Raw genomic sequence first — 19617 nt, forward strand, 5'->3', positions numbered from 1 at the left:
GACCCGGCACGGCCCCGGCTTCGCGGCCCGGGTGGCCCGGGAGGTGGTGGTCTACGCCCGACGCAACGGGAACGAGCACCAGCAGAGCGCGATGCTGCGCCATCGCAACCACCTCAGCGACCTGGTGCACCTGGTGCAGGACATCATCGACGCCCGGTACGCCGAGCGGCTGTCCCTCGGCGAGCTGGCCGCCGCCGCCCGGGTCAGCGAGCGTACGCTCACCCGGGTCTTCCACCGCGCCACCGGCCTGACCCCGCTGCGGTACCAGCAGATGCTCCGGGTCGAACGCGCGGAGCACCTGATCGGCCAGGGGGCCACCGTCGAGGCGGCCGCGCGGGCGCTGGGGTTCGCCGACGCCCGGATGCTGCGCCGGCCCCGGCACCGCGCCCGCCCCGGGAAGCCCGACCCGACCGCCGGCCGTGGTACCGGGAAACGTCGTCGCGTTGAGCCCTCCGGCCCGCTCCGTTAGCCTGCACCCGGTGCTAGGCGGGACCGTTCCGGCTGGGCCGGCGACGGCCGTGCAGCCGGACCGAGGCGAGGTGCGGCGATGCGGTACGTACGGTTGGGCGGCTCGGGACTGGAAGTGTCGAGGGTCGTCCTCGGCTGCATGAGCTTCGGTGATCCCCAGCGCGGCACACATCCGTGGTCGCTCGGGCTCGACGACGCCCGGGCCTTCTTCCGCCAGGCGATCGAGGCCGGGATCACCACCTTCGACACCGCGAACGTCTACTCGGCGGGCACCAGCGAGGAGATCACCGGCCAGCTCCTCCGCGAGTTCGCCAAGCGCGACGAGGTGGTGATCGCCACCAAGGTCCACGGCCGGATGGGGCCGGGGCCGAACGGCGGCGGTCTCTCCCGGGGCGCCATTCTCACCCAGGTCGACGCCAGCCTGCGCCGGCTCGGCACCGACTACATCGACCTCTACCAGATCCACCGCTACGACCCGGCCGTGCCGATCGAGGAGACCATGGAGGCGCTGCACGACCTGGTCCGGGCCGGCAAGGTCCGATATCTCGGCGCCTCCTCCATGTGGACCTGGCAGTTCGTCCAGGCGCAGTACGTCGCGGACCTGAACGGCTGGACCCGATTCGTCTCGATGCAGAACCAGTACAACCTCCTCATGCGGGAGGAGGAGCGGGAGATGCTGCCGTTCTGCCTCGACCAGGGGATCGGGGTGCTGCCGTGGAGCCCGCTGGCCCGGGGCCGGCTCACCCGGGACTGGGGGACGACGACCCGACGCAGCGAGACCGACGCCTTCGGCAGCCGGCTGTACCGGCAGGCCGAGGAGGCCGACCGGCGGATCGTCGAGGCGGTCGGCGCCGTCGCCGCCGAACGCGGCGTGTCCCGGGCCCAGGTCGCGCTCGCCTGGCTGTTGCACCAGCCAGCCGTGACCGCCCCGATCGTCGGCGCGACCAAGCCGGAGCACATCGCCGACGCCGTCGCCGCCGTCGACCTGGAACTCGACGCTGAGGAGCTTCGCCGGCTCGAGGAGCACTACGTCCCGCACGCCCCGGAAGGCTTCTGACCACCGCCGGGTGCCGATCCCGTCGGACCGGTACGGGGGCAGCGCCCGTCCGCCGGGATCGCCGGGCGCCGTCCCGGGTAGACGCTCGCGGCGCGTCCACAGCGGAGACCGGAGCGCTCAGGCGCTCCGGACCCGCTGGCAGGCGACGCAGTACCGGGCCTGCGGTCGAATCTCGAGCCGCTCGACCGGGATGTCCGCCTGGCACTCCTCGCACCGGCCGTACGTGCCCTCGGCCATCCGCTGCAACGCCTGCGTCGTCTCGGCCAGGGTCTGCCGGGTCGTGGCGATCCGGGTGGCGATCTCGTGGGGGTCGTACCCGTTGCGCTCCGGGTCGCCACTGTAGACGGTCAGCTCCGTCAGCTCCTCGGTCTGCCGCTGGAACTGCTCCTCCAGCACCGCCCGCAGTGCGTCGAGCTGATCCTGCCTGCTGAGCATCTCCTGCTCCTTCCGTGAGATCCCGAATGGTCGGGGACGAGTTGGGTGGGAATCCGGCGCCCGGACCGGCCTGAACGGGGGTACGGCTCTGGCGCCACATCGCGGGCCGGCTCTCCGGGTACGGGTGCGGTAGACCGGCGGGAGGCGCCGAGGGATGGGGACAGAGCCCGGGTCTGGGCTGTTACGACCGCCCTCGCTGGGCGGCGTCAGCCGCGGCGGCCGGCGGGGTTCGACGTGCGGTCCGGGACCGGGTGCCGTGCGGCGCTACGACGCCTCGCCATGCGAGGAGCACCGTGGCCGGGCGACGCTGCCGGGCCGCCCAACGGCGGGCAAGGCGGTCCACCGGATGCCTGATCGCGGGCCGGCGACTCGACGGGCCCGGCCCGGCGGACCAGCCACCGTATGGGTCGTCATCACCGCCTCCTCGCAGACCTGGCGCGTCGTGGGATCTCCAGCCTCCGTCAGGACGGGACGAAATGCAGGGTCTGTCGCCGGCCAACACGCACCGTGTCTCCTTGCCGTTCGTCGGCAAACGAATCCGGGTTCACGCCGGTGTCGACCGCCCAAATCAGCTGATCCGCGGCAGCTCCCGATGCGGCCACCCGAGCAGCCGGGCCCCGAGGACGGCGGCGTGCAGGGTGAACCAGTCGGCGGGATTCGTCGGGTCGTACCCGGTCAGCGCGCGTACCCGATTGAGCCGGTAGGTGACCGCCCGCACCGACAGGTGCAGCCGCCGCGCGGTGTGCGTCGCGACACCCCCACTGGCGAAGTACGCCTCGACGGTGGCGAGCAGCGGGTCGGCCCCGCCCCGGGCCGTCGTCAGCGGGGTGAGCACCCCCTCGATCAGGTCGGCGATCGCCGCCTGGTCCCGCAGCAGCATCCGGTAGACCAGCAGGTCCTCCGCGTACGCGACGTTGTCCGGCAGGTCCAGCTTGCCGCCCAGGTCAAGCGCCTCCCGCGCCTCCTCGTAGCTGCGTGCGATGCCGAACGCCCCCGGATAGGGCCGGCCCACCGCCACCCGCCACGGCTCCCCACCGGGGATCGCCCGCAGCGCGTCGCGCATCACGTGCCCCAGCTCACCGGCGTCGTGCCGGCCGGCCCGCCGTCCGGGCGGGGCGGCCGAACCCGGAACGAGGACGGCGAGCATCCCGTCCTTCGCCGCCACCAGGACGTCCCGGTCGCCGAACCGGTCCAGGATCACCCGCTCCAGCCGACCCGTCGCCGCCACGATCTCGGCGAGGCGACGCGCGGGCAGCGCCAGCGCCACCTGGTGGGGCCGTGCCAGGTCCAGCCCGAACGGCTCGGCCCGCTGCACGATGCCGGCGACGTCCGGGTCGCCCCGCAGCAGGTCGTCGATGAGCTCACGGCGCAACGCCTCCTCCCGGCGCACCATCGTCCGCCGGGCGGCCAGGTAGCCGTCCGCCAGCGCTGCCAGGCCGTCGTTGACCACCCGGAGCACGGCCTCGCCCGCCACCCGGACCTGCTCCGCGTCGCGTGCCTCCGCCACCGAGGGCAGCCGCCGCCACATCCGCCACGCGGCCGAGACGTACAGCTCGACCGTCCGGCCCAGCGGGACGCCCTGCTCCGCCGCGCACCGTCCCGAGACGCCGACCGCGTCCAGGGCCGCCCGGTCCATCCGGCGCCCCGATCCCGCCGCCTCGACGAGATGTGAGAGGAAGTCCCCAAGCAGCTCCGCAGGCACCCCGTCGGCGTCCCGACTCGCCGCGCTCGCCACGGCCGCCAGGTCCGGCCCGCCGCAGCGGGACGACCGGCCGCCACGTCGGCCCCCGGCGCGGCCAGGGTCAGCCATCGTCGCCACTCCTCCCGATTGGCGCGGCCGGCCGGTCCCGGGTTGCCGCGCTTCCACGCGGCCGACGCTCCGGTTGCCCCGCCGCCGCCGTTGTCGTCGACCGTGCCGTACGCCCGCAACCTCGTGCGTACGCCGGCAGAACCTGACAAACAAGCGGGCGACCCCCGGGTAACCGGATCGGCCCCGCTGGGGGCCGCTCGGAGGGGGTCGCCGCAGCCGCACGCCCGGCACCACGCCTCGCCGACTGTCACGTCGAGGCTGCCGACGGTACGTCCGGGTGGGGTACGCCCGTGACCGGCCGCCGGATCTCGCCACTCCTGGCCGACCTCGGTCGGACGGCGGTCCGACGACGCGTATGGACCGGGCGAATCACCGTCGACCGTGGGAATCGTCGGACGGACGTGCTGGTGGAGCCGAGGGGACTTGAACCCCTAACCCCTGCCTTGCAAAGGCAGTGCTCTGCCAGTTGAGCTACGGCCCCGATACGGCCGGTCGGCCACGGGGATGGGAACCCTGCCCCAGGTCAGCGCAGGTCGGGAGCGGTGGTGGCCTCGTGCCAGAGGGCACGCTCGTCGTTCGATTCCTTGACCTTCTTGATCACGAACGCCGCGACGCCGACCACGCCGACCACGAGCAGAAGCTTTTTCCACATGGACGTATCCTCACGCTCGACCCTGTCGGACGGGGTGAAGTGGGGCTAGATGGAATCGAACCATCGACCTCAGAGTTATCAGCTCTGCGCTCTAACCGACTGAGCTATAGCCCCCTGTGCGCCGAGCAAGGTTACCGTACGCCCGGCACGATTCCCAACTCGGGGGGCCACCGATCCGGTGACCGCCCGCGACCTGGTGCCGGAGGCGGACCGTCCTCCGGCCCCGCCGACGACCGTACCGAACGCCGGGCGCCGGGGGCCACCGCATTACGGTGACGCCCCGGCGCCCGGCCGAGGTCCCGGCGATCAGTCGCGCTCGGCGAGGGTCAGCTCGATCCCGCCGACCAGGTCGGCGCAGACGTTGTAGATGAACGCCCCGAGGGTCGCCAACGCGGTGAAGAGCACCACGTTGACCAGCCCGATCAGGCCGGAGGTGAGGATGACGCCCTTGGCGGTGATCCGGAAGGCGTTCTCCCCCTGCCCGCCGCTCGCCGCGAGCATGTCGGTCAGGGTGCCGTTCACGCTGTCGAAGACCCCCATCGCGTCGAGCGCGAGGTAGAGCACGGAGGTCGCCACGATCACGACGATGAACAGCACCAGCGAGACCGCGAACGAGAACTTCATCACGGACCAGGGGTCGATCCGCTTGAGGTTCAGCCGCGCCCGGCGGGGTCCCCGGGCCGCGGCGGAACTGACCGTGGTACGGGCCGCGCGTACGGCCTCGGTCACCCGGGCCGCGCCGACCGCCCCGGCCGCCGTCCCGGTCCCGGCCGCCGCGCCGGGAACCGTGCCCACGGCCTTACGCCCCACCGTGCCGAACCCGAACCGGCTGGACGACGTCGTCTGCGTGCCGCCGCCCAGCCGACTCGTCCGGAAGGTGGTCTGGGACCCGGCGAGGGGCTGCGTGGTCTCGGCACCGGGACCGGTCGACGCGGTCGTCCGGTCCCCGCGCAGGGGAATGCGCTCGGTGCGGATCTCCGAGCCCGGCTGCTCCAACCGGCTCGTCGGGTCGTCGCCCCGGCCGGAGGAGTCGCCGGTGGTCGCGGAGGCCGGCGACGACGTCGCCGACGCGGACTTCGTCGAGGTGGTTTTCCCTGCCGCGGAGCCGGTGCCCGTCGTGCCGGTCGACGGCTTCGTGTCCTCGCCGCCCGCCGGAGAACTCGGGTCCCCCGGAAGCTGGTCGGGCGGCGGCGGCATGCCCGGCGCCCGGGTGAATTTGGGGGACGGCGCGTCGGGGGCCACGACCGCACGACCGACAGCAGCGCGACCGGCCGATGCCGCGCCGCCGCCGGAGGCGGCCTCCTCGTCGACCGGGTTGGCCGAGGTTTCCGCCGCCCCCGACTTCGCCTGTGTCTCCGTCATGAACTAGTCCTGTTCGTCAGGCTCGTCGGCATTGCGAGCAATCGCCACAATAGTCACGCCGTCTGGTAGGTCCATCAGTTTGACCCCCATTGTGTTCCGATCACGCGTTCGGCGTACAGGCTTCACCGGAGTCCGGATCACCCCGCCGGTACTGGTGATGGCGAACAACTCGTCCTCCGGGCTGATGACGACCGCGCCGACCAACCCGCCGCGACGCTCGGTGATCTTTGCGGTCAGCACCCCTTTACCTCCCCTGCCCTGCACGGGGTATTCCTCGATCGGGGTACGTTTCGCGTAGCCCCCATCGGTCGCCACGAGGACGTCCAGGTCCATTCCCTCGCGGACCACCTCCATCGCCAGCAGCTCGTCGTCGCCGGAGAACCGCATTCCGATCACCCCCGACGTCGCCCGGCCCATCGGCCGCAGCGCCTCGTCCGTGGCGTTGAACCGGATCGCCAGCGCCTTCTTGGACACCAGCAGGAGATCGTCCCCGGGCCCTGCCAGCGCCGCCCCGACCAGCTCGTCCTCGTCACGCAGGTTGATGGCGATGATCCCGCCGGAACGGTTGGAATCGAACTCCTCCAGCCTGGTCTTCTTTACCAGCCCGTTCTTGGTCGCCAGCACCAGGTACGGCGCAACCTGGTAGTTCGGGATCTCGATGACCTGGGCAATCTGCTCGTCGGGCTGGAAGGCGAGCAGATTGGCCACGTGCTGGCCCCTCGCCACCCTACTGGCCTCCGGCAACTCGTACGCCTTGGCCCGGTAGACCCGACCCTTGTTGGTGAAGAAGAGCATCCAGCTGTGGGTCGAGCAGACGAAGAAGTGGCTGACGATGTCGTCCTGACGCAGCGAGGCACCGCTGACGCCCTTGCCGCCCCGCCGCTGCGACCGGTAGAGGTCGACCTTGGTCCGCTTGGCGTAGCCGGTCCGGGTGATCGTCACCACCACGTCCTCGCGGGCGATCAGGTCCTCCATCGAGACCTCGCCCTCGAACGGCACGATCTTGGTCCGCCGCTCGTCGCCCCACTTGGCCACGATCTCGCCGAGTTCCTCGGCGACGATCTTCCGCTGCCGCTCCGGCTTGGCCAGGATGTCCTTGAGGTCGGCGATCTCCAGCTCGATCTTGGCGAGCTCGTCGATGATCTTCTGGCGCTCCAGCGCGGCGAGCCGCCGCAGCTGCATGTCGAGGATCGCGGTCGCCTGCACCTCGTCGATGTCCAGGAGCTGGATCAGGCCCTGCCGGGCCTCCTCGACCGTCGGCGAGCGCCGGATCAGGGCGATGACCTCGTCGAGCGCGTCCAGCGCCTTGACCAGACCGCGCAGGATGTGCGCCCGCTCCTCGGCCTTGCGCAGCCGGTGCGCCGTACGGCGGCGGATCACGTCGACCTGGTGCTCGACGTAGTACCGGATGAACTGCGCCAGGTTCAGCGTCCGCGGCACCCCGTCGACCAGCGCCAGCATGTTGGCGCCGAAGGTCTCCTGGAGCTGGGTGTGCTTGTAGAGGTTGTTCAGCACCACCTTCGCGACCGCGTCCCGCTTGAGGACCAGGACCAGCCGCATGCCCGTACGCCCGGAGGACTCGTCCCGGATGTCGGCGATGCCGCCGAGCTTCCCCTCCTTGATCAGCTCAGCGATCCGCTCCGCGAGGTTGTCCGGGTTGACCTGGTACGGCAGCTCGGTGACGACCAGGCTCGTCCGACCCCGCTTGTCCTCCTCGACCTCCACCACCGCACGCATCCGGATCGAGCCCCGCCCGGTCCGGTACGCCTCCTGGATCCCGGCCGTCCCGACGATCAGACCGTGCGTCGGGAAGTCGGGCCCCTTCACGATCTCGATCAGCGCGTCGAGAGTGGTGGCCTCGTCGGCGTCGGGGTGCTCCAGGCACCACCGCACCGCGTCGGCGATCTCCCTGAGGTTGTGCGGCGGGATCTTGGTCGCCATCCCGACCGCGATGCCCTCGGAGCCGTTCACCAGCAGGTTCGGGATCCGGGAGGGCAGGATCGTCGGCTCCTTGGCCCGGCCGTCGTAGTTGTCCTGGAAGTCGACGGTGTCCTCGTCGATGTCCCGGAGCATCTCCATCGCCAGCGGGTCGAGCTTGCACTCGGTGTAGCGCATCGCCGCCGCCGGGTCGTTTCCGGGCGAGCCGAAGTTGCCGTTGCCGTCGACCAACGGGTACCGCAGCGACCAGGGTTGGGCCATCCGGACCAGCGCGTCGTAGATCGCCGAGTCACCGTGCGGGTGGAACTGACCCATCACGTCGCCGACGACCCGGGAGCACTTCACGTAGCCCCGGTCCGGCCGGTAGCCGGAGTCGAACATGGCGTAGAGGATCTTGCGGTGTACGGGCTTGAGGCCGTCCCGGACGTCCGGCAGCGCCCGCCCGACGATCACGCTCATCGCGTAGTCGAGGTACGACCGCTGCATCTCCACCTCGAGCCCGACCGGCTCGATGCGCTGGGCGACTCCGCCACCCGGGGCAGCCGGCTCGGCCGACTCGCTCTCGAAGGACTCGGGAGTATCCGTCACTGTCAACCCTTATCAGTATCAAAGCCGCATTCCGCTGTGGATAACGGCTGTGGAAACCGTGGAAGCTGTGGATAACTGTGTGGAACGCCGGTGCCGCCGGACCCTTCGGTCAGGTCCGACGGCGTCGTACGACGAACCGTTCCCTCGGCGGCGGCGCCCGGTCGCGCGCCGCCGCCGAGAGCGGGGGCGGCTAGATGTCGAGGAACCGGACGTCCTTGGCGTTGCGCTGGATGAACGAGCGACGAGCCTCCACGTCCTCGCCCATCAGGACGCTGAACAGCTCGTCGGCGGTCGCCGCGTCGTCGAGCGTGACCTGGCGGAGCGTCCGCGTCGCCGGGTTCATCGTCGTCTCCCACAGCTCGCCGTAGTTCATCTCACCGAGACCCTTGAACCGCTGGATGTCGTCGGGCCGGGCGTTCGGCTTCTTCTGCTGCCGCAGGGCGATCAGCCCGTCGCGCTCCCGGTCGGAGTAGGCGTACTGGGCGTCGTCCCCCTTCTTGTTCCACTTGATCTTGTAGAGCGGCGGGGCGGCCAGGTAGACGTGCCCCAGCTCGACCAACGGCCGCATGAACCGGAACAGCAGGGTGAGCAGCAGCGTCTGGATGTGCTGGCCGTCGACGTCCGCGTCGGCCATCAGCACGATCTTGTGGTACCGCAGCTTCTCGATGTCGAAGTCGTCGTGGATGCCGGTGCCCAGGGCGGTGATCAGCGCCTGGACCTCGTTGTTCTTCAGTACCCGGTCGATCCGGGCCTTCTCCACGTTGAGGATCTTGCCGCGGATCGGCAGGATCGCCTGGGTCCGCGGGTCCCGGCCCTGCTTGGCGGAGCCGCCCGCCGAGTCACCCTCGACGATGAAGATCTCAGACTCCCGCGGGTCGGTCGACTGGCAGTCGGCCAGCTTGCCCGGCATCGAGCCCGACTCCAGCAGCGACTTGCGCCGAGCCAGCTTCCGCGCCTGCGCGGCGGCGATCCGGGCCCGGGCGGCCTGGGACGCCTTGGTGACGATGATCTTCGCCTCGGCGGGGTTGCGCTCGAACCAGTCGACCAGCCACTCGTTGCAGACCCGCTGGACGAAGCCCTTGACCGGGGTGTTGCCGAGCTTGGTCTTGGTCTGCCCCTCGAACTGCGGGTTGGTCAGCTTGACCGAGATGATCGCGGCCAGCCCTTCCCGAATGTCCTCGCCGGAGAGCTTCTCGTCGCCCTTGAGCAGCTTCTTCTCCGTGCCGTACCGGTTGACCACGCTGGTCAGCGCGGCCCGGAAGCCCTCCTCGTGGGTGCCGCCCTCGTGGGTGTTGATCGTGTTGGCGAAGGTGTAGACCGACTCGCCGTACGACTCGTTCCACTGCATGGCGATCTCGACCGACATGCCGTCGTCCTCGGCCCCGAACTCCACCACCGACTTGTGAATCGGGTTCTTGGCGGCGTTCAGGTGCCGGACGAAGTCGGCGATGCCGCCCTTGTAGCAGAAGGTCACCTCGCGCGGCTTGCCGTCCTCGTCCTGGGTCCGCTCGTCGCGGAGCTGGATGGTCAGACCCCGGTTGAGAAAGGCCATCTCCTGGAGGCGGCGGTAGATGGTCTCGAAGGCGAAATCGACGGTCTCGAAGATCGTCGGATCGGGCCAGAACGAGACCGCCGAGCCGGTGGCGTTGGTCGGCTCGCCTCTTTCCAGGGGCGACGGCTTGGAGTTGGTGTACGACTGGCGCCAGACGTAGCCGTCCTTCTTGATCTCCACGAACATCCGGGTGGAGAGGGCGTTCACCACCGAGACACCCACCCCGTGCAGGCCACCGGAGACCGCGTACGCCTTGCCGTCGAACTTGCCACCCGCGTGCAGCACGGTGAGTGCCACCTCGACACCCGGCTTCTTCAGCTTCGGGTGCAGGTCGACGGGGAAGCCACGACCGTTGTCGGTGACCCGGACGCCGCCGTCGGCGAGCAGAACCACCTCGATCGTGTCGCAGTAGCCCGCCAGCGCCTCGTCCACCGCATTGTCCACAACCTCCCAGACAAGGTGGTGCAGACCGCGTTCACCGGTAGATCCGATGTACATACCAGGCCGTTTCCGGACGGCCTCGAGGCCTTCCAGCACGGTGATCGAATCGGCGCCGTACTCCTGCTTCTTCTGCGCTGCCACCTTGGCCACTTTCTCGCGCCGGTCCGCGCCGGGGTGGCGCGGGTGGCGCGGGTTCGGTGGGCGCCACGCCGGCGGGCGCGCGGACCGACACCAGGAGGAGATCCGGGGTACGGTCGAACGCGCCGATCGCCGCGGCTACCCACGGATCGCGAACGGCTGGGACCCGGTGCGGTGCCGGCCCGGGACCAGCGGGCCCGGACCCCCGCACCACACCGTGTCGTCGTCTCGCGGTCAATCTTACTGTGCCGAGATGACATATTGGTTATGCGGCACCCCCGCACAGCGTCCTGAGACCTTCGTAGGCGGCCGTACCCCTCCTCCCACGACTCCCCCCACACGCACGAGCTGAAATCGGGGTCGGTTCCGGGCACCGGGGGACGCGGCCGGCGGGCGCCGGCCGATCGTCACGGCGCCCGGGCGACGCGGGATCCGGCCCGGCCACCGCCGCAGCGTCAGATCGCGCCCAGCGGGGGTCGCGCGAAGCGCTCGGCGTGCCGTAACTTGTCGACGCCGTGAGTAAGCTCCGTGGCCAGGATGCCCGGAAAGCGCCTCGGACAATCCGACCGACCGGTTTCGTCAGGTGCACAGGAGGGTGACGCTCGATGGGGCTGGAGAACGTCGCGGTGCGCTGGCCGCGGACCGGCCGCTTCTACGATCCGGTCGCCCCGGCGGAGTTCGTCGACTTCGGCGAGCTGGCCGACGCGCCGGACGTCGCTGCCCCGACGGCGGCCCTCGCGGGCTACATCGCCAAGAACGGCTCGGTACGGGTGACGGCCTACACCGAGCTGGTCGACCTGCTCCTCGGCCTCGACAATGTGTTGTACGCCACGGAGGCGGCGGCCGAGGACGAGGACCCGGTGATCGACCCGGACGGCTGCGCCTGGATCGCCGGCGGGCTGGAGCGCTTCGTCGACGGGCACCGGGAGCACGGTGAGGCGGTGACCTTCGACACGGTCAGCGCGGTGCTCCGGACGGCGCTCTCCGACGGCCGGCTCGCCGAACAACAGTTGCGCTGGCTGGACCGCCGGCTGTACGCGTTGCGCGACGAGTCGGGCGCCCCGCCGCAGTGGAGCTTCGCCCGCTCGGAGCTGGCGGTCCTGGCCGGCTTCTACCGCCGGTGCGCCGAGCGCGGCTTCGCGGTCTACGCCGACTCGTGATCGCCGCGATCGGTCGCCGCCCGCGGGACCGCGGCTGACCCGCCGGCGGGTCAGCCGTACGTATCCCGGGGTCCACGTCCGCGTACCCGGCGAGGCCCCCGGGACCAGGAGGGTGCCGTCGGGCCGTGTACGTGGAGCCGACGCACCACGTTGTGCCCGACCTCGGCCGCGATTCGCTGCAACAGCGAGCCGGCCAGCAGGCGAAGCTGAGTCGCCCAGGCCGTCGACTCCGCCTCGACCGTAAGTTCGCCGTTCTCCAGCTTCACCGGACGGCTGTGGTCGGCCACGTCCGGGCCGACCACCCGTTCCCATGCGCCGAAGACGGTCGCCTCGGCCGCCTGTTGCTGCCAGCCCCGCGCCTTCACCAGCCGGGCCAGCACCGTGCCGAACAGCTGCGGGTCGCGGGGATCGGGCCCGGGACCGGAGTAGCCGCGAAGGCGGCGCCGGGGTGCGCCGGACGCCGTGTCTCGGTCCGCCGCCGTGGCGCCACCGGCACCGGCCGCCGGGTCGCGGGGCTCGACTCCACCCGGGGTACGCCGCCGGGGCGCGTTCGCCCGTCGTCTGGCCAGCGCGGCGTCCAGCACCGCCCGGGCCAGCGCCGGGCCGGTCAGGTCCCCCGTCTCCAAGCCGCCGTCCGGGGGCGTCGCCGGGCCGGCCGGCGCCCCGTCCGCCGACGACGCCGTCCCGCCCGACCCGCCGGGCCGGGCGGCCTGCCGGGCCGGCCCGGATGCCGCGGCGGGCGGCGGGGTGGATCCCCGCCGAGGGCCGGACACGCCGCCGTCGCCACCCGTCCGCGCGGGCTCGGGGTCAGGGGTCGGCACGCCGCACACCTCCGTCGACGACCTGGTACCGGGCGCCGCGCAACGCCGGTGGCACGTCCTCGGCGACGGCACAGGTGACCAGCACCTGGCTGGCCCCGCCAACCAGGTCGGCCAGCCGGTCCCGGCGTCCGCTGTCCAGCTCGGCGAAGACGTCGTCGAGGATCAGCACCGGCTCGATCCCCTCGGCGCGCAGCAGGTCGTACGCGGCGAGCCGGAGCGCCAGGGCGTACGACCAGGACTCGCCGTGACTGGCGTAGCCCCGGGCCGGCAGGGAGCCCAGGCTCAACGCCAGCTCGTCCCGGTGCGGGCCGACCAGGGTCATGCCCCGCTCGATCTCGGCCGGTCGCGCCTCGATCAGCGCGGCGGCGAGCGCCGCCTCCAGCGCCGACCGGTCCGGGACCGGGTCGGCCAGGTTTAGCGACGTCCGGTACGCGATCGAGGCCGCATGCCGGCCCGCGGCCACCGCGTCGTACGCCTTCGTCACGTGCGGGCCGAGCGCCGCGACCAGCTCCAGCCGGCCGGCGAGCAGTTCGGCCCCGTGCCGCGCCAGGTGGGTGTCCCAGACCGCCAGGGTGTGCAGGTCGGACCCGACCTCGGCCGGGTTCCCGGACGACCGGGTGCCCCGTCCGGCACCCTTGCGGGCCAGGTAGGCGGTGCGCAGCAGCGCGTTGCGCTGCTTCAGCACCCGCTCGTAGTCCGCCCGCACCGCCGCGTACCGCGGCATCCGGGTGACCAGCAGGTCGTCGAGGTAGCGGCGACGTTCGGCGGGGTCGCCCCGGACCAGCTCCAAGTCCTCCGGAGCGAAGAGCACCAGTCGCAGCGCCCCGAGCACGTCCCGGGCCCGCCGAGCCGGCGAGCGGTTCAGCCGGGCCCGGTTGGCCCGCCCGGGGGCGATCTCCAGCTCGACCAGCAGTTCCCGCCCCTCGTGCACGATCGCGCACCGGATGACGGCCCTCGCCGCTCCGGTCCGCACCAACGGGGCGTCGGTCGCGACCCGGTGGCTGGTCAGCGTGGCGACGTAGCCAAGTGCCTCGACGAGGTTGGTCTTACCGACCCCGTTCGGACCGACGAGCACGTTGCCGCCCGGCTCCAGGTCGATCCCGACCCGCTCGTAGGAGCGGAAGTCGACCAGTTCGAGCCGACGGACGTGCACGGCGGTCAGTTCTTGTGGATGGCGTGCCCGCCGAACTGGTTGCGCAGCGCGGCGACCGCCTTCATCGCCGGCGAGTCGTCCTGCCGCGAGGTGAACCGGGCAAACAGCGCGGCCGCGATCACGTTCAACGGCACGGCGAGCCGGACCGCCTCGTCGACGGTCCACCGGCCCTCGCCGGTGTCCTCCGCGTAGCCGCGCAGGCTGGCCAGCTCCGGGTCTTCGTCGAGGGCCCGGTCGAGCAGGTCGAGCAGCCAGGACCGGACCACGGTCCCCTCGCGCCAGGACTTGAAGACGCCGGGGACGTTGGTCACCAACTCGGACTTGGTCAGCAGCTCGTAGCCCTCGGCGTAGGCGTGCATCAGGCCGTACTCGATGCCGTTGTGCACCATCTTGGCGTAGTGTCCGGCACCGACGGGGCCGGCGTGCACGAAGCCGAACTCGCCGGCCGGCTTGAGCGCCTCGAAGATCGGCATCAGGCGTTGCACGTGCTGCTCGTCGCCGCCGACCATCAGGGCGTAGCCGTTCTCGCGGCCCCAGATGCCGCCGGAGACGCCGACGTCGAGGTACCCGATGCCGTGCCGGTCGAGCTTCTCGGCCCGGGGCAGGTCGTCGGTGTACCGCGTGTTGCCGCCGTCGATGACGATGTCCCCGGCGGAGAGGACCTCGATCAGGCCGTCGATCGTGTCCTCGGTGTACTGCACCGGCACCATCACCCAGACGGCCCGGGGAGCGGTGAGCTTCTCGGCCAGCTCGGCGAGGCTGGCCACGTCGCTGAGCTGCGGGTTCTGGTCGTAGCCGATCACCTCATGCCCGGCGGCGCGGAGCCGCTCGCGCATGTTGCCGCCCATCCGGCCGAGGCCTACCAGGCCGAGCTGCATTGACTTCCCCTTCGACGAACCAGTGTGGTCAGCGGGTGACGCGGATCGGCATGATCAGGTAGCGGTAGCCGGGAACAACCTCCCCATCCTCTCCCGACGGCGCGATCACCGCAGGCTTGAACGCGTCGACGAAGGAGAAGAGCGCCAACGCCGACCCGAGGTTCTGGAGCCCGTCGACAAGGTACTGCGGGTTGAAGCCGATGGTCAGTGGCTCACCGGTGAACGTGGCGTCCATCGCTTCACTCGCCCGGGCCTCCTCGCTGCTGCCGGCCTCGACGACCAGGCCGTCGGCGCTGAAGTTCAGCAGCACCGGCGTGGTCCGGCCACCGACCAGCGACACCCGCTTGACGACCTCGATGAGGGCCGCGACCGAGACCCGGGCCTCGGCGTTGTGGTTCGTCGGGAAGAGCGACCGCACCGGGGGGTAGTTGGCGCCGTCGAGCAGCCGGCTGGTGGTCCGGCGGGTGCCCCCGGCGAACCCGATCAGCCCTTCTCCGGCCGCTCCCTGCGACAGGGCCAGCGTGACGTCGCCGCCGAGCGGGCCGAGCGCCTTGGCGGTGTCGTGCAGCGTCCGGGCCGGGACCAGGGCTTTCGCGCTGACGTCCGGGTCGTCGGGCCGCCACTCGATCTCCCGCAGCGCCAGCCGGTAGCGGTCGGTCGCCAGCAGCGCCAGCGTCGAACCGTTCAGCTCCAGCCGGACGCCGGTCATCATCGGCAGGGTCTCGTCCCGCCCGGCGGCGACGGCAACCTGGCCCACCGCGGTGGCGAAGGTGGCGGCGTCGACGGTGCCGGCGCTGCCCGGCATCTCCGGCAGGGTCGGATAGTCCTCGACCGGCATCGTGGGCAGCGTGAACCGGGCGCTGCCGCAGACGAGTTCGAGATGGGCGCCCGCGGCGGCGATCTCCACCGGCTTCGCCGGCAGCGCCTTGGTGATCTCGGCCAGCAGACGACCGGAGACCAGCGCCGCGCCCTCCGCCTCGTTCTGTACGTCGACGGTCACCTGGCTGGAGACCTCGTAGTCGAAGCCCGAAACCTGCAGACCACCATCACCGGCTCGAAGCAGCACTCCGGCGAGCACCGGGACGGACGGGCGGTTGGGCAGACTCTTCGCCGTCCATGCGACGGCGTCGGCGAGTGCGTCGCGCTCCACGCGGAACTTCATGCCATTGCCTCCGGGTCGACATCAGCGACAACTGTCTCATGCCGGCGGCCGCCTTCCGGCCCCGCCAACCGTGCGGGTCTCCCTCGCACCTTAGGCCCCGGTCGCATCGGCTGTGCGCCCGACCCCGGCGACCGGCTGCTCGACGACCCGCCGGTGAGGCGGGCGAGAGATTCCACAGCATGCCCAACGCCGGTGATTGGTTTTTGTTCTTTTTGAAGAGATAACCAGTCGTCTTCATCGGTGCTGTGCAAACTGTGGAGATCGAGAGTCTGCCCAGGTCAGCGGCTTGTCCGCCGGTGTACGGCCTGTGTATGACCGGGGGGCAATCCGGCCCGGCGGTCCACAGCCCCGTCGGTTTCCGGGGTTTTCCACGCCTGTCCACCGCCTGTCCACCGGTTGTCCACCGGGTTACCCACCGTCTTTTCCCCACGCCCGGCGACGGCGGTCAAGAGATCGACAGACGTTGTCCCCAGAACCGTCAACACGGCGTACACAGGGCGGGGATGCGCGGTGGAGAACCCGATCACTCTCGGTGATCGTCCACACCTGTTTCCCCAGCCGTTGTCCACAGCCTGTGGGTAATACGGGCGACGGTGGCCGCGTCGTCCACTGACGTGGACACCCGACTGTGGACGACCTGGGGACGGCGGGACACCGGATCGGCGGGTGGAAGGTCGGCCGGCGACGCGGTGCGGCGCGTACGGGGCCGGCCGGCGAGGGGTGTGGAGCGACCGGCCCCGGCAGTCGTGGCGGAGCGACCGACTCCGGCGACCAGCGACCGATCCCCGGCTGCCGATCCCCGGCAGCCGGGCGCCCGGGGCGGAGTGACCGTCGCGGGGCGTGGGATGCGCGAACGACGGGGTGATGCCGGCCTCGACGCGGACCCGGCCGGCCGGGCAGGTCGGTGAGGTGGTCAGGTGGCGGTGACGGGTCCGGGCGGTGCCGGACCGGGGTGGTGGCGGCTCAGGTGTTCTGCTTGATCCGGTTGGTCAGCTCGGCGATCTGGTTGTAGAGCGAGCGGCGCTCGGCCATCTGCTGCCGGATCTTGCGGTCGGCGTGCATGACGGTGGTGTGGTCGCGCCCACCGAAGGCCTGCCCGATCCGAGGCAGCGACAGGTCGGTCAGCTCCCGGCACAGGTACATCGCCACCTGCCGGGCGTTCACCAGAACCCGAGATCGCGACTGTCCGCGCAGGTCCTCCAGGCTGACCCCGAAGTAGTCCGCGGTGGAGATCATGATCTGGTCCGCGGTGATCTCGGGCCCGGCGCCGTCGGGGATGAAATCGCGGAGTACCTCCTCGGCCAGCGAGAGCTCGACCGGCGAGCGGGTCAGCGACGCGAACGCGGTGACCCGGATCAGCGCCCCCTCCAGTTCCCGGATCGAGTTGGCGATCCGGGAGGCGATGAACTCCAGGACGTCCGGTGGGGCGAAGAGGCGCTCCTGCGCCGCCTTCTTCTGCAGGATCGCGATCCGAGTCTCCAGGTCCGGCGGCTGGATGTCGGCGAGCAGCCCCCACTCGAAGCGGGTCCGCAGCCGGTCCTCTAGCGTCTCCAGGTCCTTCGGCCGGCGGTCGGACGTGATGACGATCTGCTTGTTGGCGTTGTGCAGCGTGTTGAAGGTGTGGAAGAACTCCTCCTGGGTCCGTTCCCGGTTCTGGAGGAACTGGATGTCGTCGATCAGGAGGATGTCGACGTCCCGGTAGCGACGCTGGAACGCGCTCGTCTTGTCGTCCCGCAGTGAGTTGATGAAGTCGTTGGTGAACTCCTCGGTCGAGACGTACCGCACCGAACGGGCGTTTCCCAGGGTCGTGGCGTAGTGGCCGATGGCGTGCAGCAGGTGGGTCTTGCCCAGCCCGGAGCTGCCGTAGATGAACAGCGGGTTGTACGCCTTGGCCGGCGACTCGGCGACCGCGACCGCGGCGGCGTGGGCGAAGCGGTTGGACGAGCCGATGACGAACGTCTCGAACATGTACTTCGGGTTCAGCCGGTTGCCGCCGACGTCGCCCGCCCCGCCGACGCCCGGTCGGCGGTCGTCCCGAAGCCCCGACCGGTGGTCGACGAACGTCGCCGGCCGGCCCGGCCCGCTGTCGGTGCCGGCGTCCCGGCCCAGTCCCGGGCGGCCGGCGCCGTCGTGGTAGGGCCGCTCGCCCGGCCGGTGTTCGGGGGCGAACCCGCCCGGGCCGGCGCTGTCCCGAGACTCGACGTCCCGCTCGTCCACCCCGCGCCGCTCCTGGTGCGGCGCCGGCGGCCGGTACGACTCCGGCGGCCGGTACGACTCCGGCGGCCGGTACGACTCCGGCGGCCGGTACGACTCGGGCGGGTAGGTCGTGCCGAAGAGGCTTTCCTGGCCGTCGCGGCTGTTCGGGATCAGCTTGGCGCGGACGGACTCGCCGGACCGGCCCGGTTGGGACGGGAAGCCGGGAAAGGGCTGCTGTGCGGATCCGCCGACAGCCGGCGGCGCGGCGTGGCCGTAACCGTGCGGAGCGGAGCCGGCGAACGGCCCGGGCACCCGGTCGGTCGTCGGCTCGGAGCCGCCCGCCCGGGCCTCCGGCGTCTCCTGCTCCGCCCACGGGGCGCCCAGCGGCTCGGCGGGGTACCCGCCGTCCGGTTCCGGCGCCGGGTACGGTGTGCCTGGGTCGGGCTCGGCGAAGCCGTCGGCGCGCTCGCCGTACCCAGGATCGCGGTAGCCGGGATCGGCGCCGGAGTAGCCGGGAGCGCTGTACGTCGCCGGCGGTGCCGGGACGGCGGACTCGCCCGCCGGGGGGTAGCCGGGTGCGGCGGCCCGCCCCGCGTCGTCCGGGGGGCGGACGGTGACCGCCACCTGGACGGCCCGGCCGAGCCGGCGGGAGAGCGCCTCGGTGATCGCCGGGCGTAGCCGGGACTCGATCACGTCCCGGGTGAAGGCGTCCGGTACGGCGAGGAGCGCGGTGTCCTCGATGATCGTGTGTAGTCGGGTCAGCCGGAGGTAGGCACGTTGCTGTGCTGAGATGATCTCGTCAGCCAGTTCCTCGGTCGCCGCCGTCCACACCGCGGCAAGGTCGATCGTGTCGGCCACTGTCGCGCCACCCCCATCGCCTCAGTCTGCGGCCGCCGTGCCGTCCCAGCCGACCGTGCCAGGCTTGCAATCGTGCGCGCACAGGCACGATGGCGCCCCCGGCGGTTGCCGCCGCCATCCACAAGTTATCCACAACCTGTGTATCGAACGATTGTGTCGCCCGACCGGGCGTCCGTGCCGTCGCCCCCGGCCTGATCTGGCGTTGACGCGGGTTCACCTGTCGAACGATCGACGAGCTTGTCCGGTTTTGCCCGTCAGCGACACCGCCACCCCCTGACGCTGACGTGCAATCGGGCACGCTAACAGCGTTGTCCACACCCCTTCAACCGTCGACCGGGCGGGGGTCTCCTCGGCAGACCGGAGACCCCCGCCGCCCCGCGCCCACCCGCCCCGCCGCCGTCCCGCGACCGCACCGGCCCGACCTCGCCGCGCCGCGGGGCCACCCGGCGGCGGTTGGCGGCCGGGCCGGGGCCGGTGCGAGCGTGGGTACGGGTCCCCCGGGTCGCCGCCGACCCGTGGGCGGCCAGGGCGGTCGGGGCCGGGCAGGGGCGCCCGCAGGCCACCTCGGGTACAGCTTGGGTACAGTTTGACGCTGGATGCCGGCCTGCGTAGGCTCCGGCGGTTACTCTGTCGCCCTCTGCTAGGGTGATGGGTGACTGCTGGCCGTGACCCGTGTCGGGCGGTGCCTGATGCCGGACGGCATCGACCCCCGGCCGTTCGGCGGCCGATGCCAGACCACCAGCTGACCCCGATGTCGCACGACCGGGGCGTACGACGACGGAGAGCCTGACGTGAGCAAGCGCACCTACCAGCCGAACAACCGCCGGCGCGCCAAGACCCACGGCTTCCGGCTGCGCATGCGCACCCGGGCTGGCCGCGCCATCATCTCGGCCCGCCGCCGCAAGGGCCGTGCCCGCCTGTCGGCCTGAGCGCTGGCACGGCGTCCGG

The 19617-nt window shown here is 71.5% G+C and carries 15 protein-coding genes and 2 tRNA genes; 4 read left to right on the plus strand and 13 right to left on the minus strand.

Annotated elements, in window-relative coordinates; translation table 11 throughout:
• Nucleotides 1-31 precede the first annotated feature (31 nt).
• Together EF879_RS01300 and EF879_RS01305 are read left to right on the plus strand one after the other, a co-directional pair.
• On the plus strand, nt 32-469 hold the full coding sequence (locus EF879_RS01300; RefSeq protein WP_233604158.1) for a helix-turn-helix domain-containing protein: 438 nt from the start codon (nt 32-34) through the stop codon (nt 467-469).
• A gap of 78 nt (nt 470-547) precedes the next feature.
• On the plus strand, nt 548-1525 hold the full coding sequence (locus tag EF879_RS01305; protein WP_123553833.1) for an aldo/keto reductase: 978 nt from the start codon (nt 548-550) through the stop codon (nt 1523-1525).
• Between the two features lie 117 nt (nt 1526-1642).
• On the opposite strand, the gene EF879_RS01310 is transcribed toward EF879_RS01305, so the two are convergent.
• From EF879_RS01310 to gyrB, 8 genes are all read right to left on the minus strand, one after another.
• On the minus strand, nt 1643-1960 hold the full coding sequence (locus EF879_RS01310) for a TraR/DksA C4-type zinc finger protein (protein ID WP_123553835.1): 318 nt from the start codon (nt 1958-1960) through the stop codon (nt 1643-1645).
• 568 nt (nt 1961-2528) lie between these two features.
• Nucleotides 2529-3770 (minus strand): CdaR family transcriptional regulator, encoded by a 1242-nt coding sequence (locus EF879_RS01315; protein WP_123555206.1) that lies wholly within the window; start codon nt 3768-3770, stop codon nt 2529-2531.
• Between the two features lie 405 nt (nt 3771-4175).
• Nucleotides 4176-4251, minus strand: a tRNA-Ala gene (locus tag EF879_RS01320).
• 42 nt (nt 4252-4293) lie between these two features.
• A complete protein-coding gene (locus EF879_RS27890) occupies nt 4294-4422 on the minus strand; it encodes a DLW-39 family protein (protein WP_233604159.1) in 129 nt (42 codons plus the stop codon).
• A gap of 40 nt (nt 4423-4462) precedes the next feature.
• Nucleotides 4463-4536 (minus strand) — tRNA-Ile (locus EF879_RS01325).
• Nucleotides 4537-4728: 192 nt separating this feature from the next.
• Nucleotides 4729-5784, minus strand: a complete 1056-nt coding sequence (locus EF879_RS01330) for a DUF3566 domain-containing protein (RefSeq protein WP_123553837.1) — start codon at nt 5782-5784, stop codon at nt 4729-4731.
• Nucleotides 5785-5787: 3 nt separating this feature from the next.
• Entirely contained in the window at nt 5788-8310 is a 2523-nt protein-coding gene (gene gyrA, locus EF879_RS01335; protein ID WP_123553839.1) for a DNA gyrase subunit A, read from the minus strand.
• Between the two features lie 190 nt (nt 8311-8500).
• Nucleotides 8501-10444, minus strand: coding sequence for a DNA topoisomerase (ATP-hydrolyzing) subunit B (gene gyrB, locus EF879_RS01340; RefSeq protein WP_123555208.1), 1944 nt, complete (start codon nt 10442-10444; stop codon nt 8501-8503).
• 602 nt (nt 10445-11046) lie between these two features.
• Between gyrB and EF879_RS01345 the strand changes: the two genes are divergently transcribed.
• Complete coding sequence (locus tag EF879_RS01345; RefSeq protein ID WP_123553841.1) at nt 11047-11601, plus strand: hypothetical protein; 555 nt, start codon at nt 11047-11049, stop codon at nt 11599-11601.
• 50 nt (nt 11602-11651) lie between these two features.
• Here the strand turns inward: EF879_RS01345 and EF879_RS01350 are convergent, their stop codons facing one another.
• The 5 genes from EF879_RS01350 to dnaA form a co-directional block, all read right to left on the minus strand.
• A complete protein-coding gene (locus EF879_RS01350; protein WP_123555210.1) occupies nt 11652-12374 on the minus strand; it encodes a DUF721 domain-containing protein in 723 nt (240 codons plus the stop codon).
• A gap of 34 nt (nt 12375-12408) precedes the next feature.
• Nucleotides 12409-13575 carry a DNA replication/repair protein RecF gene (recF, locus tag EF879_RS01355; protein WP_123553843.1) on the minus strand — a complete coding sequence of 389 codons (1167 nt, stop codon included), beginning with the start codon at nt 13573-13575 and terminating at the stop codon, nt 12409-12411.
• A 5-nt stretch (nt 13576-13580) separates the two neighbouring features.
• A complete protein-coding gene (gnd, locus tag EF879_RS01360) occupies nt 13581-14453 on the minus strand; it encodes a phosphogluconate dehydrogenase (NAD(+)-dependent, decarboxylating) (protein WP_123553844.1) in 873 nt (290 codons plus the stop codon).
• Nucleotides 14454-14481: 28 nt separating this feature from the next.
• On the minus strand, nt 14482-15615 hold the full coding sequence (dnaN, locus tag EF879_RS01365) for a DNA polymerase III subunit beta (protein ID WP_123553846.1): 1134 nt from the start codon (nt 15613-15615) through the stop codon (nt 14482-14484).
• Between the two features lie 963 nt (nt 15616-16578).
• Complete coding sequence (gene dnaA / locus EF879_RS01370) at nt 16579-18669, minus strand: chromosomal replication initiator protein DnaA (RefSeq protein ID WP_123553848.1); 2091 nt, start codon at nt 18667-18669, stop codon at nt 16579-16581.
• A gap of 791 nt (nt 18670-19460) precedes the next feature.
• Between dnaA and rpmH the strand changes: the two genes are divergently transcribed.
• Entirely contained in the window at nt 19461-19598 is a 138-nt protein-coding gene (rpmH, locus tag EF879_RS01375; RefSeq protein ID WP_123553850.1) for a 50S ribosomal protein L34, read from the plus strand.
• Nucleotides 19599-19617: the final 19 nt, after the last annotated feature.

Origin of the sequence: Micromonospora sp. HM5-17, from assembly GCF_003762835.1 — a bacterium.
Lineage (GTDB): Bacteria > Actinomycetota > Actinomycetes > Mycobacteriales > Micromonosporaceae > Plantactinospora.

Excerpts from the sequence above, each read along its gene's own strand:
- EF879_RS01305 (WP_123553833.1), top strand. The coding sequence starts at position 548 with ATGCGGTACGTACGGTTGGGCGGCTCGGGACTGGAAGTGTCGAGGGTC.
- dnaN (WP_123553846.1), bottom strand. The coding sequence starts at position 15,615 with ATGAAGTTCCGCGTGGAGCGCGACGCACTCGCCGACGCCGTCGCATGG.
- EF879_RS01330 (WP_123553837.1), bottom strand. The coding sequence starts at position 5,784 with ATGACGGAGACACAGGCGAAGTCGGGGGCGGCGGAAACCTCGGCCAAC.
- EF879_RS27890 (WP_233604159.1), bottom strand. The coding sequence starts at position 4,422 with ATGTGGAAAAAGCTTCTGCTCGTGGTCGGCGTGGTCGGCGTCGCGGCG.
- EF879_RS01310 (WP_123553835.1), bottom strand. The coding sequence starts at position 1,960 with ATGCTCAGCAGGCAGGATCAGCTCGACGCACTGCGGGCGGTGCTGGAG.
- EF879_RS01345 (WP_123553841.1), top strand. The coding sequence starts at position 11,047 with ATGGGGCTGGAGAACGTCGCGGTGCGCTGGCCGCGGACCGGCCGCTTC.
- gnd (WP_123553844.1), bottom strand. The coding sequence starts at position 14,453 with ATGCAGCTCGGCCTGGTAGGCCTCGGCCGGATGGGCGGCAACATGCGC.
- EF879_RS01315 (WP_123555206.1), bottom strand. The coding sequence starts at position 3,770 with ATGGCTGACCCTGGCCGCGCCGGGGGCCGACGTGGCGGCCGGTCGTCC.